The organism is Acidiluteibacter sp. (assembly GCF_055129545.1).
Window position 1 is genome coordinate 357,115 of the sequence record NZ_JBSRUB010000013.1, and the last position, 19,060, is coordinate 376,174.

The 19,060-nt window shown below is 37.9% G+C and carries 17 protein-coding genes; 13 read left to right on the forward strand and 4 right to left on the reverse strand.

The features are described 5' to 3' along the window. Positions 1-57: 57 nt before the first annotated feature. Positions 58-759 carry a DsbA family oxidoreductase gene (locus ACTB0X_RS07630; RefSeq protein ID WP_463024405.1) on the reverse strand — a complete coding sequence of 234 codons (702 nt, stop codon included), beginning with the start codon at positions 757-759 and terminating at the stop codon, positions 58-60. 261 nt (positions 760-1,020) lie between these two features. Between ACTB0X_RS07630 and ACTB0X_RS07635 the strand changes: the two genes are divergently transcribed. Further along, the gene (locus ACTB0X_RS07635) at positions 1,021-2,022 is read left to right on the forward strand and encodes an acyloxyacyl hydrolase (RefSeq protein ID WP_463024406.1); all 1,002 of its coding nucleotides are present in this window, start codon (positions 1,021-1,023) and stop codon (positions 2,020-2,022) included. 2 nt (positions 2,023-2,024) lie between these two features. After that, on the forward strand, positions 2,025-2,735 hold the full coding sequence (locus ACTB0X_RS07640; protein ID WP_463024407.1) for a GIN domain-containing protein: 711 nt from the start codon (positions 2,025-2,027) through the stop codon (positions 2,733-2,735). A 108-nt stretch (positions 2,736-2,843) separates the two neighbouring features. On the opposite strand, the gene ACTB0X_RS07645 is transcribed toward ACTB0X_RS07640, so the two are convergent. The 3 genes from ACTB0X_RS07645 to ACTB0X_RS07655 form a co-directional block, all read right to left on the reverse strand. Further along, the gene (locus ACTB0X_RS07645) at positions 2,844-4,838 is read right to left on the reverse strand and encodes a YfbK domain-containing protein (RefSeq protein ID WP_463024408.1); all 1,995 of its coding nucleotides are present in this window, start codon (positions 4,836-4,838) and stop codon (positions 2,844-2,846) included. A 99-nt stretch (positions 4,839-4,937) separates the two neighbouring features. Next, the gene (gene yihA, locus ACTB0X_RS07650; RefSeq protein WP_463024646.1) at positions 4,938-5,540 is read right to left on the reverse strand and encodes a ribosome biogenesis GTP-binding protein YihA/YsxC; all 603 of its coding nucleotides are present in this window, start codon (positions 5,538-5,540) and stop codon (positions 4,938-4,940) included. Between the two features lie 120 nt (positions 5,541-5,660). Further along, positions 5,661-6,425 (reverse strand): alpha/beta fold hydrolase, encoded by a 765-nt coding sequence (locus ACTB0X_RS07655; protein WP_463024409.1) that lies wholly within the window; start codon positions 6,423-6,425, stop codon positions 5,661-5,663. A 282-nt stretch (positions 6,426-6,707) separates the two neighbouring features. Between ACTB0X_RS07655 and mraZ the strand changes: the two genes are divergently transcribed. The 11 genes from mraZ (at position 6,708) to ACTB0X_RS07710 (ending at position 19,058) form a co-directional block, all read left to right on the forward strand. Further along, positions 6,708-7,184, forward strand: coding sequence for a division/cell wall cluster transcriptional repressor MraZ (gene mraZ / locus ACTB0X_RS07660; protein WP_463024410.1), 477 nt, complete (start codon positions 6,708-6,710; stop codon positions 7,182-7,184). Further along, complete coding sequence (gene rsmH / locus ACTB0X_RS07665) at positions 7,168-8,085, forward strand: 16S rRNA (cytosine(1402)-N(4))-methyltransferase RsmH (protein WP_463024411.1); 918 nt, start codon at positions 7,168-7,170, stop codon at positions 8,083-8,085. The genes mraZ and rsmH overlap by 17 nt, the downstream gene beginning before the upstream one ends. Beyond that, positions 8,072-8,473 (forward strand): FtsL-like putative cell division protein, encoded by a 402-nt coding sequence (locus ACTB0X_RS07670; RefSeq protein WP_463024412.1) that lies wholly within the window; start codon positions 8,072-8,074, stop codon positions 8,471-8,473. Before rsmH ends, ACTB0X_RS07670 begins: the two co-directional genes overlap by 14 nt. 91 nt (positions 8,474-8,564) lie before the next feature. Continuing rightward, entirely contained in the window at positions 8,565-10,595 is a 2,031-nt protein-coding gene (locus ACTB0X_RS07675) for a penicillin-binding protein (RefSeq protein WP_463024413.1), read from the forward strand. Further along, positions 10,596-12,056, forward strand: a complete 1,461-nt coding sequence (locus ACTB0X_RS07680) for a UDP-N-acetylmuramoyl-L-alanyl-D-glutamate--2,6-diaminopimelate ligase (protein ID WP_463024414.1) — start codon at positions 10,596-10,598, stop codon at positions 12,054-12,056. A 3-nt stretch (positions 12,057-12,059) separates the two neighbouring features. Continuing rightward, positions 12,060-13,313 (forward strand): phospho-N-acetylmuramoyl-pentapeptide-transferase, encoded by a 1,254-nt coding sequence (gene mraY / locus ACTB0X_RS07685; RefSeq protein WP_463024415.1) that lies wholly within the window; start codon positions 12,060-12,062, stop codon positions 13,311-13,313. Position 13,314: 1 nt separating this feature from the next. Beyond that, entirely contained in the window at positions 13,315-14,658 is a 1,344-nt protein-coding gene (gene murD, locus ACTB0X_RS07690; RefSeq protein WP_463024416.1) for a UDP-N-acetylmuramoyl-L-alanine--D-glutamate ligase, read from the forward strand. A gap of 4 nt (positions 14,659-14,662) precedes the next feature. Beyond that, positions 14,663-15,808: an FtsW/RodA/SpoVE family cell cycle protein gene (locus tag ACTB0X_RS07695; protein ID WP_463024417.1), complete on the forward strand. Its 1,146-nt coding sequence runs from the start codon at positions 14,663-14,665 to the stop codon at positions 15,806-15,808. Further along, positions 15,777-16,904 carry an undecaprenyldiphospho-muramoylpentapeptide beta-N-acetylglucosaminyltransferase gene (gene murG, locus ACTB0X_RS07700; RefSeq protein ID WP_463024418.1) on the forward strand — a complete coding sequence of 376 codons (1,128 nt, stop codon included), beginning with the start codon at positions 15,777-15,779 and terminating at the stop codon, positions 16,902-16,904. Before ACTB0X_RS07695 ends, murG begins: the two co-directional genes overlap by 32 nt. Continuing rightward, the gene (murC, locus tag ACTB0X_RS07705; RefSeq protein ID WP_463024419.1) at positions 16,904-18,274 is read left to right on the forward strand and encodes a UDP-N-acetylmuramate--L-alanine ligase; all 1,371 of its coding nucleotides are present in this window, start codon (positions 16,904-16,906) and stop codon (positions 18,272-18,274) included. Before murG ends, murC begins: the two co-directional genes overlap by 1 nt. Beyond that, positions 18,267-19,058, forward strand: a complete 792-nt coding sequence (locus ACTB0X_RS07710; RefSeq protein WP_463024420.1) for a cell division protein FtsQ/DivIB — start codon at positions 18,267-18,269, stop codon at positions 19,056-19,058. Before murC ends, ACTB0X_RS07710 begins: the two co-directional genes overlap by 8 nt. Positions 19,059-19,060: the final 2 nt, after the last annotated feature.

A 19,060-nucleotide genomic window follows, 5' to 3' on the forward strand; every position in this document is an offset into this window, starting at 1 on the left:
CAAAAATAGATAAATTAAGTTAAGTGTTTGTTAACCAATATTTATTAAAAATAATTCTTAATCGCAATTCCCATCTACATCACAGCTGTCTCCCTTGGAAACAATCAGCTCGGGCTTCTCTGTTTCAAATTCGCTCCACGCTTTATTTAATGTTTCTAAAAATGCCGCTGTAGGTTGTGCACCTGAAATAGCGTATTTATTATCAAATACAAAGAAAGGAACACCTCTTACACCAATGTTTTGAGCTTCCATTTCGTCTTGCTTAACCTCATAAGCGAAATCGTCAGAGTTGAGCATCCCTTCAACGGCGCTTTTGTCTAGCCCATTTTCTGTGGCAATGGCTATCAGTGTAGTGGTATCATCTATGTTTTTACCTTCCACAAGGTGTGCTTTCAACAATGCTTCTTTCAATTGATCGCCTATATTTTTACTCTTAGCATAATGTAATAGTCGGTGGGCATTGAATGAATTAGCCACAACAGCTTTCTCAAAGTCAAACTTTAATCCTTCTTCATTTGCCATATTCACCACATGCTCTACCATTCCTTTTGCTTGTTCTAGAGGCATTTGTTTGGCTTGAGCCAAATGCTCAATTGCGTTGATGTTGGGTTGAGTAACGATGTTTGGGTCCAATTCGAAACTTTTCCAAGTCACGTTGATGTTTTCTGAGTGAGGGAACTGCTTTAATGCCGCTTCAAATTTTCTTTTTCCGATGTAACAAAAAGGACATCTAATGTCCGACCATATATTGATTTCCATAATTCTTTCAGTTAAAATTTTATTCAAAATTAAGACGAATTTTAGTGTTGAGTTGCAATCCAAGCGACTTGGCGATTCTTACTTTGTTTTAGAGTTTGTCTATGGCTTTGATGTGAATCAAGTAAAATACTGTATTTTTATTTTTCTAAAATTTAATCATTGCTCCTCGTGAATATCAGAATTGTACTACTGATTTTTTTGTGCTGTTTTCTTCATACAACTGCTGTCTTTTCGCAGGATAAATTCTCCGACAATTTAAAGTTGAGTGCAAGCTATCACAGAGGGTATAGTTTGCCTGAGTATTCTAATTTCTTATTGATTGCTAATCGACCTATTCAGTCCTTTGATCTAACCTTGTCGAAACAAACAGTTGGTAAAACTTCTTGGGAGCAGGTGTTTCATTATCCGGAATATGGGTTGTCTCTTTTTTATTCAACATTAGGCAATCAAGAAATCTTTGGAAATGAATTGGCATTGACTTATTTCTTTAAAATTTATATTCTGAATCGAGAGAAGTTCCAATTGTACAATCGGATTGGAATTGGGTTGGATTATGTTACTAAGCGATTTGATGTAGAAACCAATCCAACGAACGTAGCAGTGGGATCGCATGTTAACATTCACTTTAATTGTCGTTTTGGAGGAACATATTCTTTGTCGGAAAAGTTGAATTTTAATGCAGGACTTTCGTTTGATCATTTGTCCAATGCGAATACTGCAGAGCCTAATTTAGGAATCAATTACCTGACGGCTTTTACAGGATTGTCTTATTACATCGGAAATAAAACTGAAAAGAAAAGGTTGGAGTTGCCAGATCACGAACCTAAGAATAAATGGTATTTATTTGGAAGTGTTGGTGGAAAGCATTTGCAATCGTTGTCGACCAAGTATTTTTTAGTCAATTCACTTTCCTTAGAATATGTTCGAGAGTCATATCGAATACTACATTTTGGAGCAGGTGTGGATTTGTTTTATGACTCGTCGGTGCCTGCATTTCTAGAGAAAGAAGATCGAGTGTTTCGTCAACGTGATTATTTTCAAACCGGAATTCATATTTCTCAAACCTTACGATACAACCGATTTAGCCTAAGTTTGCAGGAAGGGATTTATATAGGATTGAAGAATGAAGTGGTGCAAAAGGTGATGTATAATCGAGGAATTATCAAGTATAATTTAACTGATAATTTTAGTGTTCGATTGGCAATGAAATCTCATTTGCACATTTTGGATTACCCAGAAATTGGAATTGGAATTAAATTATAAAGATGAGAAAGATAGGACTTGTCATTCTGTTTTTAGTTAGCTTATTTTCCTGCCAAAAGGAAGAAATAGATACCAAGGTTATTCAGTTGACTCCATTTTCAGAAGTTCAGCTAAATAGCACCTTTGAAATTAGTTTGCAAGAAGATTCATTATTTTATCTCGAATTGATTGGTGACGAGGATTTGATTGATTTTGTAGATTATAAAGTAGAAGGAGAAGTCTTGAAATTGTCGAATTCTAAAAAGTTAAAATGGTTACAGCCGACTAAAAATAAGATTCAAATCATCATTCATTCACTGCCATTATTTAAGGTGGAGGCGAATGAAGCTTGTACTATTTCTACTTTAAATCCAATTACTTCTGAAGAGTTTGGGCTGGTCGTTGGAGGGAAATTAAACAATGCACAGCTGGAATTGAATTGCAATGTGTTCTTTTTTTGGAACAACTTTCCGTGTGGTGGTAAATTAGAGTTGACGGGGCAAACAAATCAAGTGAAATTGTGGACCGATGCATTGTATACCGTCGATGCAAGAAACCTAAAAGCTGGATATGGAAATATTATAAATCGTTCCATTGGCGACATTCATGTGCAAGTAAACGATCGATTGGATTACAGTATTCACAATAAAGGGAATATTAATTTATACGGCAATCCTTCGGAAATTTATGAGATAGAGACTTCTTCTTCGAGCGGAAAGTTGGTGAATTATTGATTAGGTCATATAAGAAAAGCAATCAAGAATAGTTTTTTAATTCTAGTCTTAATTGCTTCAATAAAATTATAATGAGGAGTTTACTTTTATTGTCAAATAGTCACTTATTTATTTAATCAATTCAGCCATTTCCATCAATCGGATAAATTCTGCTCGATAACCTTCATCGTCATCACCTTTTGATTCTTTAGCAATATCAATTACCTCTTTAAGTTGGAGGTCTCCTTTAAATTTTGAGTCTCTTAAAAGGAAACCAAAAGCGGCAACAGAAGTGGAAAATCGAAAGTCAACCGAAGCTTGGCTGAAGCTCAAGTTTTCTTGATAAAGTACTTTTGTAATCAATTTTGAAACATCCTCTTTCGGATCTTTATATCTGAACTTAACTGTTAGTATTTCATTTATTCCTGTCGAATCATTGGTGGTGTTTTGATACTTTAAAGGATCTATTGACACTAATTCCTCTTTTGAATTAGTGGGGATTATTTCATAAAGTGCAGTTACAGTATGACCGGAACCCAATTCACCAGCATCTTTCTTATCATCATTAAAATCCTCTGCTTTTAGAAGTCTATTCTCGTACCCAAGTAGTCGATAAGATTTTACTGTTTTTGGATTGAATTCAATTTGAAGTTTAACATCTTTAGCAATGGTCAACAAAGTTCCACCTAGCTCTGTTACCAATACTTTTTTGGCTTCTAAAAGGTTGTCGATGTAATGGTAATTTCCATTTCCTTTGTCGGCTATTTGTTCCATTTGAGAATCTTTCAAATTTCCTGTTCCAAATCCAAGCACAGAAAGGAATATGTCGTCATTTCTCTTTTCTTCAATCAGTTGGATTAATTCTCCTTGGTTAGAGATTCCGACATTAAAATCGCCATCAGTTGCCAATATTATTCGGTTGTTTCCATTTTTGATAAAATTGTCTTTTGCGACTTCATAAGCCAATAAAATTCCCTCTCCACCTGCGGTTGAACCACCTGCTGACAATCTATTGATGGCGTCTAACAGTTGTTCTTTTTTGTTGCCCTTTGTCGTAGGAAGGACTAGACCTGCAGCACCCGCGTAAACCACAATTGATACTTTATCATTTTCGTCCAATTGGTCAATCAATAAGCGAAGTCCAGATTTTAATAAGCCGAGTTTGTCTGGAGAGCTCATAGATCCAGATACATCTATAAGAAAAACAAGGTTATTGTCTGGAGCTTCTTCAAGTGCCACTTCTTTTCCTTTTATTCCAATTCTAACGAGTTTTCTTTTTGCATTCCATGGACAGTCGGCATATTCAGTGGTTATAGAGAAAGGTTCGTCATTCTCAGGTTGCGGGTAGTTGTAACTGAAATAATTAATCATTTCTTCAATTCTCACCGCGTCTGCAGGTGGCAACATTCCATCATTAATGTATCTTCTTACGTTGCTGTATGCCGCTTTGTAGACATCTATACTGAAAGTAGAAAGTGGCGTTAATGAAGCTCTATGGTAGCTATTCTCCACTATTTGATTGTAAGACTCATTATTATAAGGAGGCAGGCTTGTGCTTCCTATCACTTTTACTCCATCAATGTAGGTGTGACTTTTGTCAGATCTAGAACCTCTAATGTTTAAACCTGAACCACCGTAATCTCTAGAATATGTTCCACCAACTGTTTTGGCCACATCAGCCGCAGATCGAACGGCCATACTTTTAATGTCTTCTGAAGAAACTCTAGTTCCTGTACTTCCTTTGTCTATTTCAACTAATGGTTCTTTGTAGGCGATAACTTGAACTTCTGCTAAAACCGTTCCTGGCTGTAATTGAAGGTCTTTCACAATAGTTTCTTTGGGCTGAATTTTAAGTTGAGAAACCCTTAAAGAAGTATAGCCAACATAAGTTACTTCAAGAGTGTAATTTCCAGGTTTGATTCGGTTTAAAAAGTACTTTCCATCAAAGTCTGTTGATCCTGCAGTGACTTGGTTGGATGAAGAGTCGAGTAGGACTACACTGGCAAATGGCAGTGGGTCTCCATTGTCAGCGTCCGTGATTGTTCCTCTGACACCAGAGTAATTGTTTTGTGATTGAACACAAATTGCACTTAAGAATAAGCTGAGGTAGATGAGATATTTCATGGCTTTTGGTTTTAAGTGAATACTTTCGATTTACATCGATTACTTAAAAGAAAGACAGAAATAGTGGTGAAAGTGCTGCTTTGAGGGTTGAAGTAAAATCTACTTCGCTATAAAATCCTTATTTGTTTGCTCGATGATTTCAAGAATTTCTTCACGCCCTCTTGCTGTGGTTGCAGACGATGAAATCATAATTGGTAATTCGTCCCAAGACTCCAATAATTCCTTTTTGTAGGCTGCAATATTTTTGCCAAAAGCGGAACCTGAAAGCTTATCCATTTTCGTGTATACGATGATGAAAGGAACGCCCTTGGTTCCTAAAAACTCCATGAATTCTAAGTCTATTTTTTGGGGTGGAATTCTGCAATCAATCAATAAGAAAACATATAGTAAATTTTCTCTTTCCAGCATGTATCTGGTGATGAATTGATCCCATTGCTCCCTAGATTTTTTTGAAGCCTTTGCGTAACCGTATCCTGGTAAATCTACCAAGTACCATTCGCTATTGATTATAAAGTGATTGATTAGCTGAGTTTTTCCTGGTCTCCCAGAAGTTTTAGCCAAACTTTTGTGGTTGGTAATCATGTTGATTAACGATGATTTTCCAACATTTGAACGTCCAATAAACGCGTATTCTGGTTTTGTTGGTTCAGGACATAAGTCAACACGGGTGTTGCTCATTACAAATTCGGCTGTTTTGACTATCATGGCGCAAAGTTACAGAATAAAATAGCCTTTGAAATTAGGAAAAACTTGGATTTTCTGCATTTCCATCAAAGTGCACATCTTTGTGTGTTTCATCATTGTGTGTAAACAATTCTCTAGTTACACTTTTCGGCTCAACCAAGCGTCCAATAGATTATTAAATTCTTCAGGATGCTCCATCATGGCTGCATGACCACATTTGTCGATCCAAAATAATTCGGAATCTGGAAGCTTTTCATGAAACTCTTCAGCAACTTTCGGTGGAGTGATGGTATCGTCTTTTCCCCAAATTAAACAAGCTGGCATTTTAAATTTTACTAAATCTTTTTCCATGTTGTGACGAATCGCTGATTTCGCCAAAGCTAAGATTCGAATCAATTTATTCCGATCGTTAACGATTTTGTGTACTTCGTCAACCAAATCATCAGTTGCAACTGCAGGATCGTAAAAAGTAACGGCTATTTTTTGTCTTAAATATTCTTTGTCCTCACGTCTTGGAAATGATCCGCCAAAAGCATTTTCGTACAACCCCGAGCTGCCAGTTAATACCATGGAGTGCACTCTTTCTGGATGTTTTAAGCTATAAACTAAAGCGATGTGGCCACCTAATGAGTTTCCTAAAATGGTGAAATTGCTGTAGTTCTTGAATTTTACAAAATCGTTAATGAAGTCAGCCATAGCGCCCACGCTTGTCTTCAGCAGTGGAGAATCGTACAATGGCATTAAAGGTACAACGACCTTGTATTTTTTTGAGAATTTATCGATCACTTCATTGAAGTTGCTCAAAGCCCCAAACAAACCATGCAAAATAATGATAGTATGTCCTTCACCTTTTTCTAAAAATTCATATTTCCCTTCCTTGATGATGGAGTTTTCGTGACTCATAGCGCTTTCTATTTTTTCAAATGTAATATAATTTAATTTCTCAAGAGCTGCAAAAATTGTGCGGTATTTAACAAGTAACTGTTGAAAATAAAAGCAGCGGATTTTACGCTATTCCCACATTTAACACACCTTTGTTAGGTCAGTATTTACGGGGCTTCTAAGCGATTTTCAAGGCCGTTTTGGTTGAAAGTTATCAACAAAGTGGTAGAAAGTGGTAGATTGTGGTAAAATCTTTTTTATTTTTACACATTAAACCACAATAGCTTTAAATAAACCCATTTAATGGCAAACTTCATTGGCGAATTTGAGTGTAAGCTCGACCCGAAAGGGCGTTTGATGTTGCCGGCAGGCCTTCGTAAACAGTTGGATCCCGCCGCCCAGGAGAAGTTTGTCTTGAATCGTGGGTTTGAAAAATGCTTGGTGCTTTATCCCAAAAATGAGTGGGAAATAATCAGCACAGAAATCAATCAATTGAACCAATATGTGAAGAAAAATCGCGATTTCATCCGCTATTTCTATAGAGGAGCCACGGAATTGGGGTTGGATAGCACCGGAAGGGTTCTGTTTCCAAAACGACTGTTGGAATATGCAGATGTGGCGAAAGAAGTGGTGTTGTTTGCATACTCCAATCGAATCGAAGTTTGGAATAAAGACATCTATGATGGTTTGCTAACCGATGAACCGGAAGATTTTGCGCTATTGGCTGAAGAAGTGATGGGAAACAATAAAAAGCAGGAGGGTGATGGAGGAATATCATAAGCCAGTTATGCTTAGTGAAAGTGTTGATGGTTTAGATATCAAGCCGGACGGAGTTTATATCGACGCTACTTTCGGCGGTGGTGGACATTCCAAAGCAATACTAGAGCAACTTGGTGAGGATGGACGATTGTTCGCTTTTGATCGAGATCCTGATGCGGCTATGAATAAAATTGACGATGATCGATTTGAATTAATCGCGCAGGATTTTAAGTTTTTGAAGAATTATCTGCGGTTTTATAGAGTAAGTGAGTTGGATGGCATTTTAGCTGATTTAGGGGTCTCCTCTCATCAATTTAATGAAGGGAAGCGCGGGTTTTCTATCCGATTTGATGGACCACTCGATATGCGAATGGATCAGAAATCGCCACTGACTGCTGCAAAAATTATAAAAGAGTACGGAGAAGAGGAAATAGCAAACATTTTATTTCAATATGGAGAATTGAGAAATTCTCGAAAGATAGCACAGGTGTTGGTTTTGGCCCGGGCAGAAAAGCCTATCAGAACCATTGAAGATTTGAAAAAAGTACTTCAGCCATTGACGCCTTGGGGCAAAGAGAATCGTTTTTTAGCTCAAGTGTTTCAAGCATTGAGAATTGAAGTGAATGGAGAGTTGGAGTCGTTGAAGGCATTGTTGGAGCAGTCTGTAGAAATGTTGAAGCCTGGCGGTCGATTATCAGTGATTACATATCACTCTTTAGAAGATCGATTGGTGAAGAATTTCATGCAGAAAGGAAAATTTGAGGGGGAAGTGGAGAAGGATTTTTTTGGAAATAGATTGACGCCATTTGAGTTGGTTAATCGAAAGCCGATCGTACCAACAACGGAAGAGTTAGGAGAAAATAATAGATCGAGAAGTGCAAAGCTAAGGGTTGCAAAAAAGATAGAGAATGAACCGGTTTAAGAAAAAGGAAACAGAAAAAAAGGAAAAGCCAAAGACACCTGCTTCGGAAGGAGTGAAAGGGGTGAGAGGGGTGATGTCCGGAAATTTTCTTTCTGGAACAAACGTAGTTTCTTCTCTGCCTTATGTTTTCTTCTTGACTTTCTTGGGGCTTTGTTACATCGGAAACGGGTATCATGCCGAGAAAACGATTCGAGAATTGTATAAAACGAACAACGAGATAAAAGAATTGCGATCAGAATACATCACCACAAAATCGGAATTGATGTACATCAGTAAGCAATCACAAGTGGCAAGAGCAACCGAGAATATTGGCTTAAGAGAATTGACTGAGCCGCCAATGAAGATAGTAGTAGAAAAGAAAGATAAAAAGATAAAAAAGATTGACTAGCGAGAAAGACATACAAAAGGATATTAAGTGGCGGGCCTACCTCGTGTACTTTGCCATATGTCTATTTGGCTTAGTCATAATAGGAAAAGCTTTGTCGATTCAAATATTTGAAGGTGCTGAGCTGAAAAAGAAGGTGGAGAGTTTAACCTTGGTAGATAAGAGCATTGAGGCTGTTCGAGGAAATATTTACGCTTCTGATGGAAGTTTATTGGCGACATCTATTCCGATTTATGAAATCAGAATGGATTTAAATACCGAAGCATTGACCGATGAAATTTTTGGTGCTGGAATCGACTCTTTGTCTTATCAGTTGAGTCATTTATTTAAGGATAGAAGTCCATCTTCATGGAAACAAGAATTGGTAAGAGCTAGAGCAAAAGGAGCTCGCTATCATTTGATCAAAAGGAATGTGCGGTATACTGAATTGAAGCAGATGAAGAATTTTGCTTTGATGAGAAGAGGCCGATACAAAGGAGGATTCTTAACGATTCAGAAAAACAAAAGAGAGATGCCATTTCAAGTGTTAGCCGCTCGAACAATCGGTTACGAGCGTGATGGGGTCACTCCTGTTGGGCTAGAAGGGGCATACTCAAAAGAGCTGTCGGGAATCAATGGTCAGCGGTTAATGCAAAAAATTGCTGGTGGTGTTTGGATGCCGGTTGGCGATGAAAATGAAACGGAACCGCTAGACGGGTATGATGTGTATTCTACCATTGATATTAACATTCAGGATGTAGCAGAAAGTGCGTTGTTGAAGCAGTTGGAAAAGCAACAAGCGGATCATGGATGTGTGGTGCTCATGGAGGTGGCTACCGGGAATATAAAAGCGATTGCGAATTTGAAAAGAAATTCGAATGGTAATTATTACGAAGGCTATAATTATGCGATTGGTGAAAGTACTGAACCAGGATCCACATTTAAATTGCCTGCTTTAGTTGCGGCCTTAGAAGATGGGTATGTTGATTTGGATGATATAGTTGATTGTGGAAACGGAAAGTTGAATTTGTATGACAGAACCATGTATGATTCCAATTTTGATGATGGTGGCTGGGGTAAAATTTCAGTAAAACGAGTATTTGAGGTTTCTTCTAATATTGGGATGGCAAAAATTATTCGTGGAGCTTATTCTAAGAATCCGCAAAAGTTTGTGGACCATTTAAAGTCGATGAGTTTGGCGGAGCCTTTGGGAATTTCTATTGCGGGTGAAGGAAAGCCAAATATAAAAAATACGGATAATAATTCTTGGTCTGGAATTACATTAGAATGGATGGCGCATGGGTATGAAGTCTTGCAAACACCATTGCAAATTTTGACTTATTACAATGCCGTTGCGAATAATGGAAAAATGGTTCGTCCAAAGTTTGCGGATAAAATCAAAAAAGGCCGATCTGTAATTAAGGAGATTGATACGGAGGTTATTAATCCAGCTATTTGCTCTAAAAGTACGATTAACAAAGTAAAGCAAGTGTTGGAAGGTGTGATTGAAAACGGTACTGCCAGAAACTTAGGGAATGCCAACTATAAAATTGCTGGAAAAACCGGAACTGCTCAAATAGCAAACGAAAGCTACGGCTACAAATACGAATCTAAAGTGAGTCACCAAGCTTCATTTGTTGGTTATTTTCCTGCGGAGGATCCTAAGTATAGCTGCATTGTAGTAGTAAATGCTCCTTCACGAAATGTGTACTACGGAAACTTAGTGGCTGGTCCAATTTTTAAAGAAGTTGCTGATAAGGTTTATGCCAATAGTTTAGAGATTCATAAGCCATTAGGCCCTCAGAAGTTTATGGCTGCTTCAGCTATTCCGTACTCCAAAAGTGGGTATGGTGAAGATGTAAAGCGTGTGTTTCAAACCATGGGTGTAGAAATGAAAACAAGTTCTGCCAATCCTGAATGGGTAACCACTTCTACGCAAGAGAAAACGGTCACATTAGAAAATAGAAAAGTCATCGAAAACTTAGTTCCAAATGTAAAAGGAATGGGAGTGATGGATGCTGTATACCTATTGGAAAATGCAGGTTTGAAAGTACGTTTTGTAGGTCGAGGAGCAGTAAAAAATCAATCCATACAAGCCGGAACAAGGGCATATAAGGGAAGTGTAATCGTATTAGAGTTGACATAAATGAAATTACTAAAAGACATATTATATAAAGTAGGAATTCTAGAAGTTCATGGAACTACGGATGTTTCAGTGTCTGGTATTGCCTTTGATTCTAGAAATGTAGAAGATGGAGGAGTTTATATTGCTCAAAAAGGGTTGAAAGTCGATGGTCATGATTTTATTGCTTCAGCTATTTCAAAGGGAGCAACTTCTATTGTATGTGAGGAATTACCAACTGAACGTCCTGATGAGATTACTTTTGTGAAAGTAAAAAGCACCCATGAAGCGTTGGCTTTTATGGCTGCCAATTTATACGATAATCCTTCGGATAATATACAGTTGGTAGGCGTAACAGGTACTAATGGAAAAACGACAACGGTTACATTGCTTTATCACTTGTTCAAAAAGTTGGGTTATAAGGTGGGGTTGCTTTCCACAGTAGTCAATTATATTGATGATAAAGTAGTAAAGGCAACGCATACCACACCTGATGCATTGAATATAAATAAGCTGCTTTCTGAAATGGTGGCTGATGGATGTGAGTTTTGTTTTATTGAGGTAAGCTCGCATGCAGTAGTACAAAATAGAGTGTTAGGCTTGAATTTTAAAGGTGGTGTTTTTACAAATATTTCACATGACCATTTAGATTATCACAAGACTTTTGATGAATACATTGCGGCCAAAAGAGGGTTTTTTACTCAGTTGGGTAAGGATTCTTTTGCGCTTTCAAATAAAGACGATAAGCGAGCAGAAGTGATGTTGCAAGAGTCCAAAGCGAAGAAAAATTACTATGCTGTAAAGGCTGCTGCTGACTTTAAATGTAAAATCATGGAGAGCAATTTTACAGGATTGCTTTTAAAAATTGACGACCAAGAAGTGTGGTGCCCGATTATCGGAAAATTCAATGCTTATAATCTAACTGCTGTATACGCAACAGCGATTTTGTTGGGACAAGATAAGTTAGAGACATTAACGGCATTGAGCAGTTTACGACCAGTTGAAGGTCGATTTGAATACATAAGAGTGAATGACATCTCAGGAATTGTGGATTATGCGCATACGCCAGATGCATTGGAAAATGTGTTGAAAACCATTAAAGAAATCCGAACAGGAAACGAGCAAGTTATCACAGTCGTTGGTTGCGGTGGGGATCGAGATACCACCAAACGACCATTGATGGCTGGAATTGCAGCTGAATTATCTGATCGAGTGATATTAACTTCTGACAACCCGAGAACAGAAGATCCTCAGCAAATTATTGAAGAAATGAAAACGGGCTTAGACCCTGTGAATAAGAAAAAAGCAAACGCGATTACTGATAGAAAAGAAGCGATAAGAATGGCTTGTGCTTTAGCCAAAAGTGGGGACATCATTTTGATTGCAGGTAAAGGGCACGAAAACTATCAAGAAATCAATGGAGTGAGGAATCATTTCGACGATATGGAAATTTTACAAGAGACGCTAAACGAATTAAACGCTTAAACTATGTTGTACTATTTATTTCAGTATTTAAATGAATTGGATGTTCCGGGAGCAGGAGTGTTTCAGTACATCACATTTCGAGCAGCGGCTTCTGTCATTGTTTCACTATTGATTTCAATGGTTTTTGGTAAACGCATCATTGAATTCATTAAAGTACAACAAGTAGGAGAAACGATACGTGATTTAGGATTGGAAGGTCAAAATCAAAAAGCTGGTACACCTACCATGGGTGGGTTGATCATTTTAGCATCTATTTTAATTCCTACTTTATTGTTTGCGAAGCTGCACAATATCTATGTGATTTTGATGCTGGTTTCTACTGTTTTATTGGGTGCAATTGGTTTTGCAGACGACTATATCAAAGTATTTAAAAAGAATAAAAAGGGATTAGCTGGAAAGTTTAAAATCGTTGGTCAAGTGATTGTCGGTTTGATTGTGGGTTGCATCCTATATTTCCACGACGACGTGGTGGTGAAAGAAAAAGTGTTTGATGAAAATGCTCCAGCACACGTGCAGGAATTGATTCACAATGATATTGATAAGTCAACTACAGAAAATTATTATTGGAAAGAAACGAAATCCTTTGTAACCACTATTCCTTTTGTTAAGGACAATGAATTCGATTACGCATGGTTAGTTGATTGGGCTGGAGAAAATGCAATGGATTATGCCTGGTTAATCTTTATTCCGATTGTTATTGTCATTGTAACGGCTGTTTCGAATGGAGCCAACATGACAGATGGTCTGGATGGATTAGCTACTGGAACTTCTGCAATTATCGGAGTGGTGCTCGCCATCTTCGCTTATGTGTCTGGTAATACCATTTTTGCGGACTACCTCAATATTATGTACATCCCAGACTCTGGTGAGCTGGTAATATTTATCGGAGCTTTTGTAGGGGCATGTATTGGATTCTTATGGTACAATTCTTATCCTGCCCAAGTTTTTATGGGAGATACAGGAAGTCTAGCGTTGGGTGGAATTATCGCAGTGTTTGCTTTAGCGATTCGCAAGGAATTACTAATTCCAGTTTTCTGTGGCGTTTTCCTAGTGGAGAATTTATCAGTAATGATTCAAGTGGCATATTTTAAATACACCAAGAAGAAATTTGGAGAAGGAAGGCGAGTGTTCTTGATGGCTCCATTGCATCACCATTATCAGAAAAAAGGATATCACGAAGCGAAAATTGTTTCTCGCTTCTGGATTGTAGGAATTATGCTGGCGATTTTATCTATCGTAACCCTGAAGTTGAGGTAAGATGAAAAAGCGACTAGCGATTTTAGGAGCTGGAGAAAGTGGCGTTGGGGCAGCTCAATTGGCATTGAAAGAAGGATACGAAGTATTTGTGTCCGACAAAGGAAAGATTAAAGAAAAGTACAAGAGCGTTCTTAACAAGTTGAAAGTTGAATGGGAAGAGGAAACTCATTCGGAAGATAGAATTCTATCAAGCGATGAAATCATCAAAAGTCCTGGGATTCCAGAAACAGCGCCATTAATCAAAAAGGCGCTTGAAAAAGGGATTTCAGTGATCTCCGAGATTGAATTTGCCGCACGATATTCTAAGGCACACCTTACTTGCATTACAGGAAGTAATGGAAAAACGACGACTGCCTATCTGATGTATCATGTGTATCAGAAAGCAGGGTTAGATGTTGGTTTGGCCGGAAACGTAGGTCAAAGTTTTGCGAAGCAAGTGGCTGAAGGAGATAGAAAATATTTTGTGTTAGAGCTCAGTAGTTTTCAGTTAGATGGGATGTTTGATTTTAAAGCAGACATCGCCGTGTTATTGAACATTACTCCTGATCATTTAGATAGGTATGAGTACAAAATGGAAAACTATGTGGCTTCCAAAATGAGAATCCTTCAGAATATGGACGAAAACGGTTCATTCATTTATTGGGCAGATGATGAGTATGTGCCCGAAGCTATGAAGAACTATTCCATAAAAGCGAAATGCTATCCATTCAGCGATACACAAGAAATTAAAGACGGCGCAAGCCTAGATAAAATAAACGAGAAATTACAAATAAACATTAATAACCAAACATTCGAGATGTCAATACACGATTTAGCACTACAAGGGAAACACAATCTGTACAATTCGATGGCTTCTGGTATTTCAGGAAGAATTCTTGATCTCCGGAAGGAATTGATTCGAGAGTCATTGTCAGACTTTCAAAACATTGAACACCGCTTAGAGCATGTGACCAATGTTCACGGAATCGAATTTATAAACGATTCCAAAGCCACTAACGTCAACTCAACTTGGTATGCTTTAGAAAGCATGGGAAAACCAACAGTTTGGATCGTTGGTGGAGTGGACAAAGGAAACGACTATTCAATGCTTTTTGAATTGGTGAAAGACAAGGTGAAAGCCATTATTTGTCTAGGTACTGAAAATCAAAAAATAGTGGATGCTTTTGGCGACAAAGTAGAAGCCATTGTTCAAGCCAAAACTGCAAGAGAAGCAGTAACAAAGGCGTATGAATTAGCAACCAAAGGAGATGCGGTATTGTTGTCTCCAGCATGTGCAAGTTTTGATTTGTTTGAGAACTACGAAGATCGTGGTCACCAATTTAAAACTGCCGTAAGAAGCTTATAATTTTATGCAAGCATTATTTAAAAATCTGAAAGGTGATCGAGTAATATGGGCAGTGGTACTATTTTTAGGCATCTTGTCGATATTGGCTGTATACAGCTCCATCGTTTCTCTGGCTTATAAATATCAAGATGGAAACACTGAATATTTTTTATTCAAGCATGGTTTCATTCTGATTGTAGGTTTCGGATTGATGTATGCTGCGCATAAATTAAACTATAAATATTATTCTCGAATATCTCAGATAGCCATTTTTATAGCGATTCCCTTGTTGCTATTTACGTTGCTAACTGGGGCTAGTATCAACGATGCGAGTCGGTGGTTGGTCATTCCGGTGATCAATCAAACCTTTCAAACATCGGATTTAGCGAAGCTTGCCTTAATCATGTTTTTAGCTCGAATGTTATCGAAAAAACAAGATGTTATTAAGGATTTTAATTCGGCTTTTGTGCCGATAATGATTCCAATTTTGATGGTGTGTGGGTTGATATTACCCGCTAACTTTTCAACTGCTGCGATGCTTTTTACTACTTCCATAGTGATTATGTTTATTGGTCGGATTAATTTGAAATACATCATTTCAATGGTTGGAATTGGAATCGTTCTATTGTCGGTTTTTATCGCAATTGTGATTAATTCCAATTATACTGGTCGGGTGGAAACTTGGAAAAATCGGATTGAGAATTTTATGTCTGATAGTTCAGAAGGGAATTATCAAGCAGAGCAATCTAAAATTGCAATTGCTACTGGAGGTCCGTTAGGAAAAGGGCCTGGAGGAAGCACGCAACGTAACTTTTTACCACACCCTTACTCGGATTTTATTTACGCAATTGTAATTGAAGAGTATGGGATTTTGGGTGGATTCACCTTATTGTTAATGTATTTAATTCTCCTCTATCGAGGGATTATCATATCCATAAAAGCGCCCCGAACGTTTGGGTCGCTCTTGGCTGTCGGGCTTAGTTTTAGTCTCGTCTTTCAAGCCATGATAAATATGGCCGTCGCCGTGAATTTATTTCCGGTTACAGGGCAGCCACTCCCAATGGTAAGTATGGGAGGAACTTCTATTTGGTTTACTTGCCTCGCTGTAGGAATTATTCTCAGCGTAAGCCGAAGTATAGATGAAGAAGAAATGGAGGTCGCCAATGCATAATCCAAAAGTCATTATTAGTGGTGGAGGAACGGGAGGACATGTTTTTCCTGCCATTGCCATTGCGAATGCGTTAAAGCAAATAAATCCATCTGTAGAAATTCTGTTCGTAGGAGCAGAAGGGAAAATGGAAATGGAGAAAGTGCCGCAAGCTGGCTTTACTATCATTGGATTACCAATAATGGGATTGCACAGACGTTTGACCGCACAGAATTTGAAATTTCCTTTCAAGCTATTGGCAAGTATGCTAAAAGCGAGAAAAATAGTAAAAGAATTTGCACCTGATGTTGCAGTAGGAGTTGGCGGATACGCAAGTGGCCCGACGCTAAAAGCGGCAATGAATAAAAAGGTTCCTTGCTTGATTCAAGAACAGAATTCATTTGCAGGAGTGACCAATAAAATCTTAGGGCAAAAGGCCAAAACTATTTGTGTAGCCTATGATGGTATGTCTGCCTTTTTTCCAAAAGAGCGGATTATTTTAACTGGAAACCCAGTGCGACAAGAAGTGGTGAAGTTGGAAGGGAAAAGAGAGCGGGCAATTGAGTTTTTCGGATTAGATCCGAAGAAAAAGACAGTATTGGTTGTAGGTGGAAGCTTGGGTGCAAGAAGCATCAATCATGGAATAGAAAAAATGATTGACCGATTTGAAAAAGAAGGTGTTCAATTAATCTGGCAAACTGGTAAACTATTTTCTGAAAGAGCTGCAAAGGCAGTTGCAGGAAAAGAGCATTCAGGAATAAAAACGATGGAATTCATAACAAAGATGGATTTAGGATATGCCGCTGCAGATCTGGTTATTTCTAGAGCTGGAGCAATAGCCGTTTCTGAATTGTGCTTGGTAAAAAAACCTGCTATTTTGGTGCCACTTCCATCGGCAGCAGAAGATCATCAGACCAAAAATGCCATGGCGTTAGTGAATCATAAAGCTGCAGAATTAGTAACAGACATAGAAATTGATAATCAATTAGAATCAACGGTTTTTAGACTGATTTCAAATGAAGAGGAGTTGGGACGATTAAGTTTCAATATTGCCAAATTGGGAATGAATAATTCATCGGATATTATTGCCAATGAAGTATTAAAACTAGTGAAGAAATAATGGAAATGAATAACATACATACAGTTTATTTTGTAGGCGTTGGCGGCATCGGCATGAGTGCCTTAGCGCGCTATTTCCTAACGCATAACAAAGCCGTATGGGGTTATGATAAAACACCTTCAGCCTTGACCAATCGCTTGGAAGAAGAGGGTGTGAAAATTTGGTTTGATGCTGATTTGAGTGAAATACAACAACTCGATAAAAGTAAAACGTTGGTGGTGTATACGCCTGCGATTAAAGTTGGGAATGCACAGTTGGATTATTTCGAATCAAACGGATTTAAAATGTTCAAACGGTCTCAAGTATTGGGATTAATTTCAAGTGCATATAAAACTTTGGCGGTTGCAGGTACACATGGAAAGACAACGACCTCTTGTTTGTTGGCGCATGTGCTGAATGATTCTGCGGTTGCGATAAATGCTTTTTTAGGAGGAATTTCGCGCGATTTTGATAGCAATTTAGTTTTGAATGACGAAGCGCGCTACTTCGTAACAGAAGCCGATGAATACGATCGGTCATTTCTGCAATTGTCGCCTGATATTGCAATTATTACATCTCTGGATGCCGATCATTTAGACATCTATGGTACACCTGATGAAATGGTAAAAAATTACCAAGATTTTGTAAGAAAAATCAAGCCAGGTGGAACGTTAATTACAAAATTGGCTTTATTGCCATCATTGAGTTTTAGAGACGACATTCAAGTGATCACTTATGGTTTAGAAGGCGATGAAGAATATAGTGCCCATCAAATTGAGGTAAAGGAGGCAAAGTATCACTTTGATGTAATGACTCCAGAAGGAAGTTATACTGATTTGTCTTTAGGATTGCCTGGACGACACAATGTAGATAATGCGGTTTCTGTGATTGCGATTGCACATTTGTTGGGTGTGAAAGAAGAAAGTTTGAAAGCATCTTTAAACAGTTTTAAAGGTGTTCAGCGTCGATTTGATGTGCAGTATAACGATGGCAAAAAAGTATATGTGGACGATTATGCGCATCACCCGAGTGAAATAAATGCTTGTGTGCAATCCGTAAGAGAATTGTTTCCCAATAAAAAATTGACGGCAGTTTTTCAGCCTCATTTGTACAGTCGAACGCGTGATTTTGAGGAAGATTTTGCATTGAGTTTATCACAGGTTGATGAGTTGATTTTGATGGATATTTATCCAGCAAGAGAGTTGCCTATTGAAGGGGTGACGTCCGAAAACTTACTGGAGAAAATCACTATAAAGTATAAAGAAGTGTGCTCCAAAGATCAATTGATGGACACCTTGAAAAGTAAAGAAATAGAAGTGTTATTAACCATCGGTGCAGGTGATATTGACCGTTTTGTTCAACCCATTAAAACATGGATAACCAATGAATAAAACAGTAAAAGTTGTCGTTTGGTCCTTGATGGGGATTTCAATTTTAGTGCTGCTTGGTTTTGTAGAAAAAGCAAGAGATTTGCAAACTTGCACTGCCGTGAGCATCCAAATTGATCGAAGTGAGCAGAACTTTTTCATCGATGAAGAAGATGTGGAAGCAATGATTCACGACGAAGTAAAATCAGTGATAAATCGACCATTGGTTGAGTTGAATAGCCATCAAATGGAGTTTCAATTGAACAGTCACCCTGCAATACAGAATGCAGAAGTGTTTAAAACATTGGACGGAAAATTGTCTGTAAAAGTGAAACAAAGAGAGCCAATTGTGCGTGTTTATTCAAGTAATGGAGACAGTTATTACATCGATAAGTTTGGTCGGATGATGCCATTATCTGATAAATATACTGCGCGGGTTTTGGTAGCGAATGGGTTCGTTTACAGCCCATATAGCAATTATGTGACTTATGACTTTTCAAAGAAGTTGCCGGATTCAATTGCCAAGAAAACATTGATTGATGAAGTGTTTAAATATGCCACTTTTATCAATAACCATCCGTTTTGGAAAGCACAGATTGAACAGTTGCATGTTAATAAAGAAATGGATATAGAGTTGATTCCACGTGTTGGAAATCATAGAATTGTATTTGGGAACGCAGATGACATCGAAAGTAAGTTTGAAAAGCTTATTGTGTTTTACAACAAAGGGTTGAGTAATACTGGGTGGAATGAATACAGCGTTATTAATTTAAAATTTAAAGACCAAGTGGTCTGCACAAAACGATAATA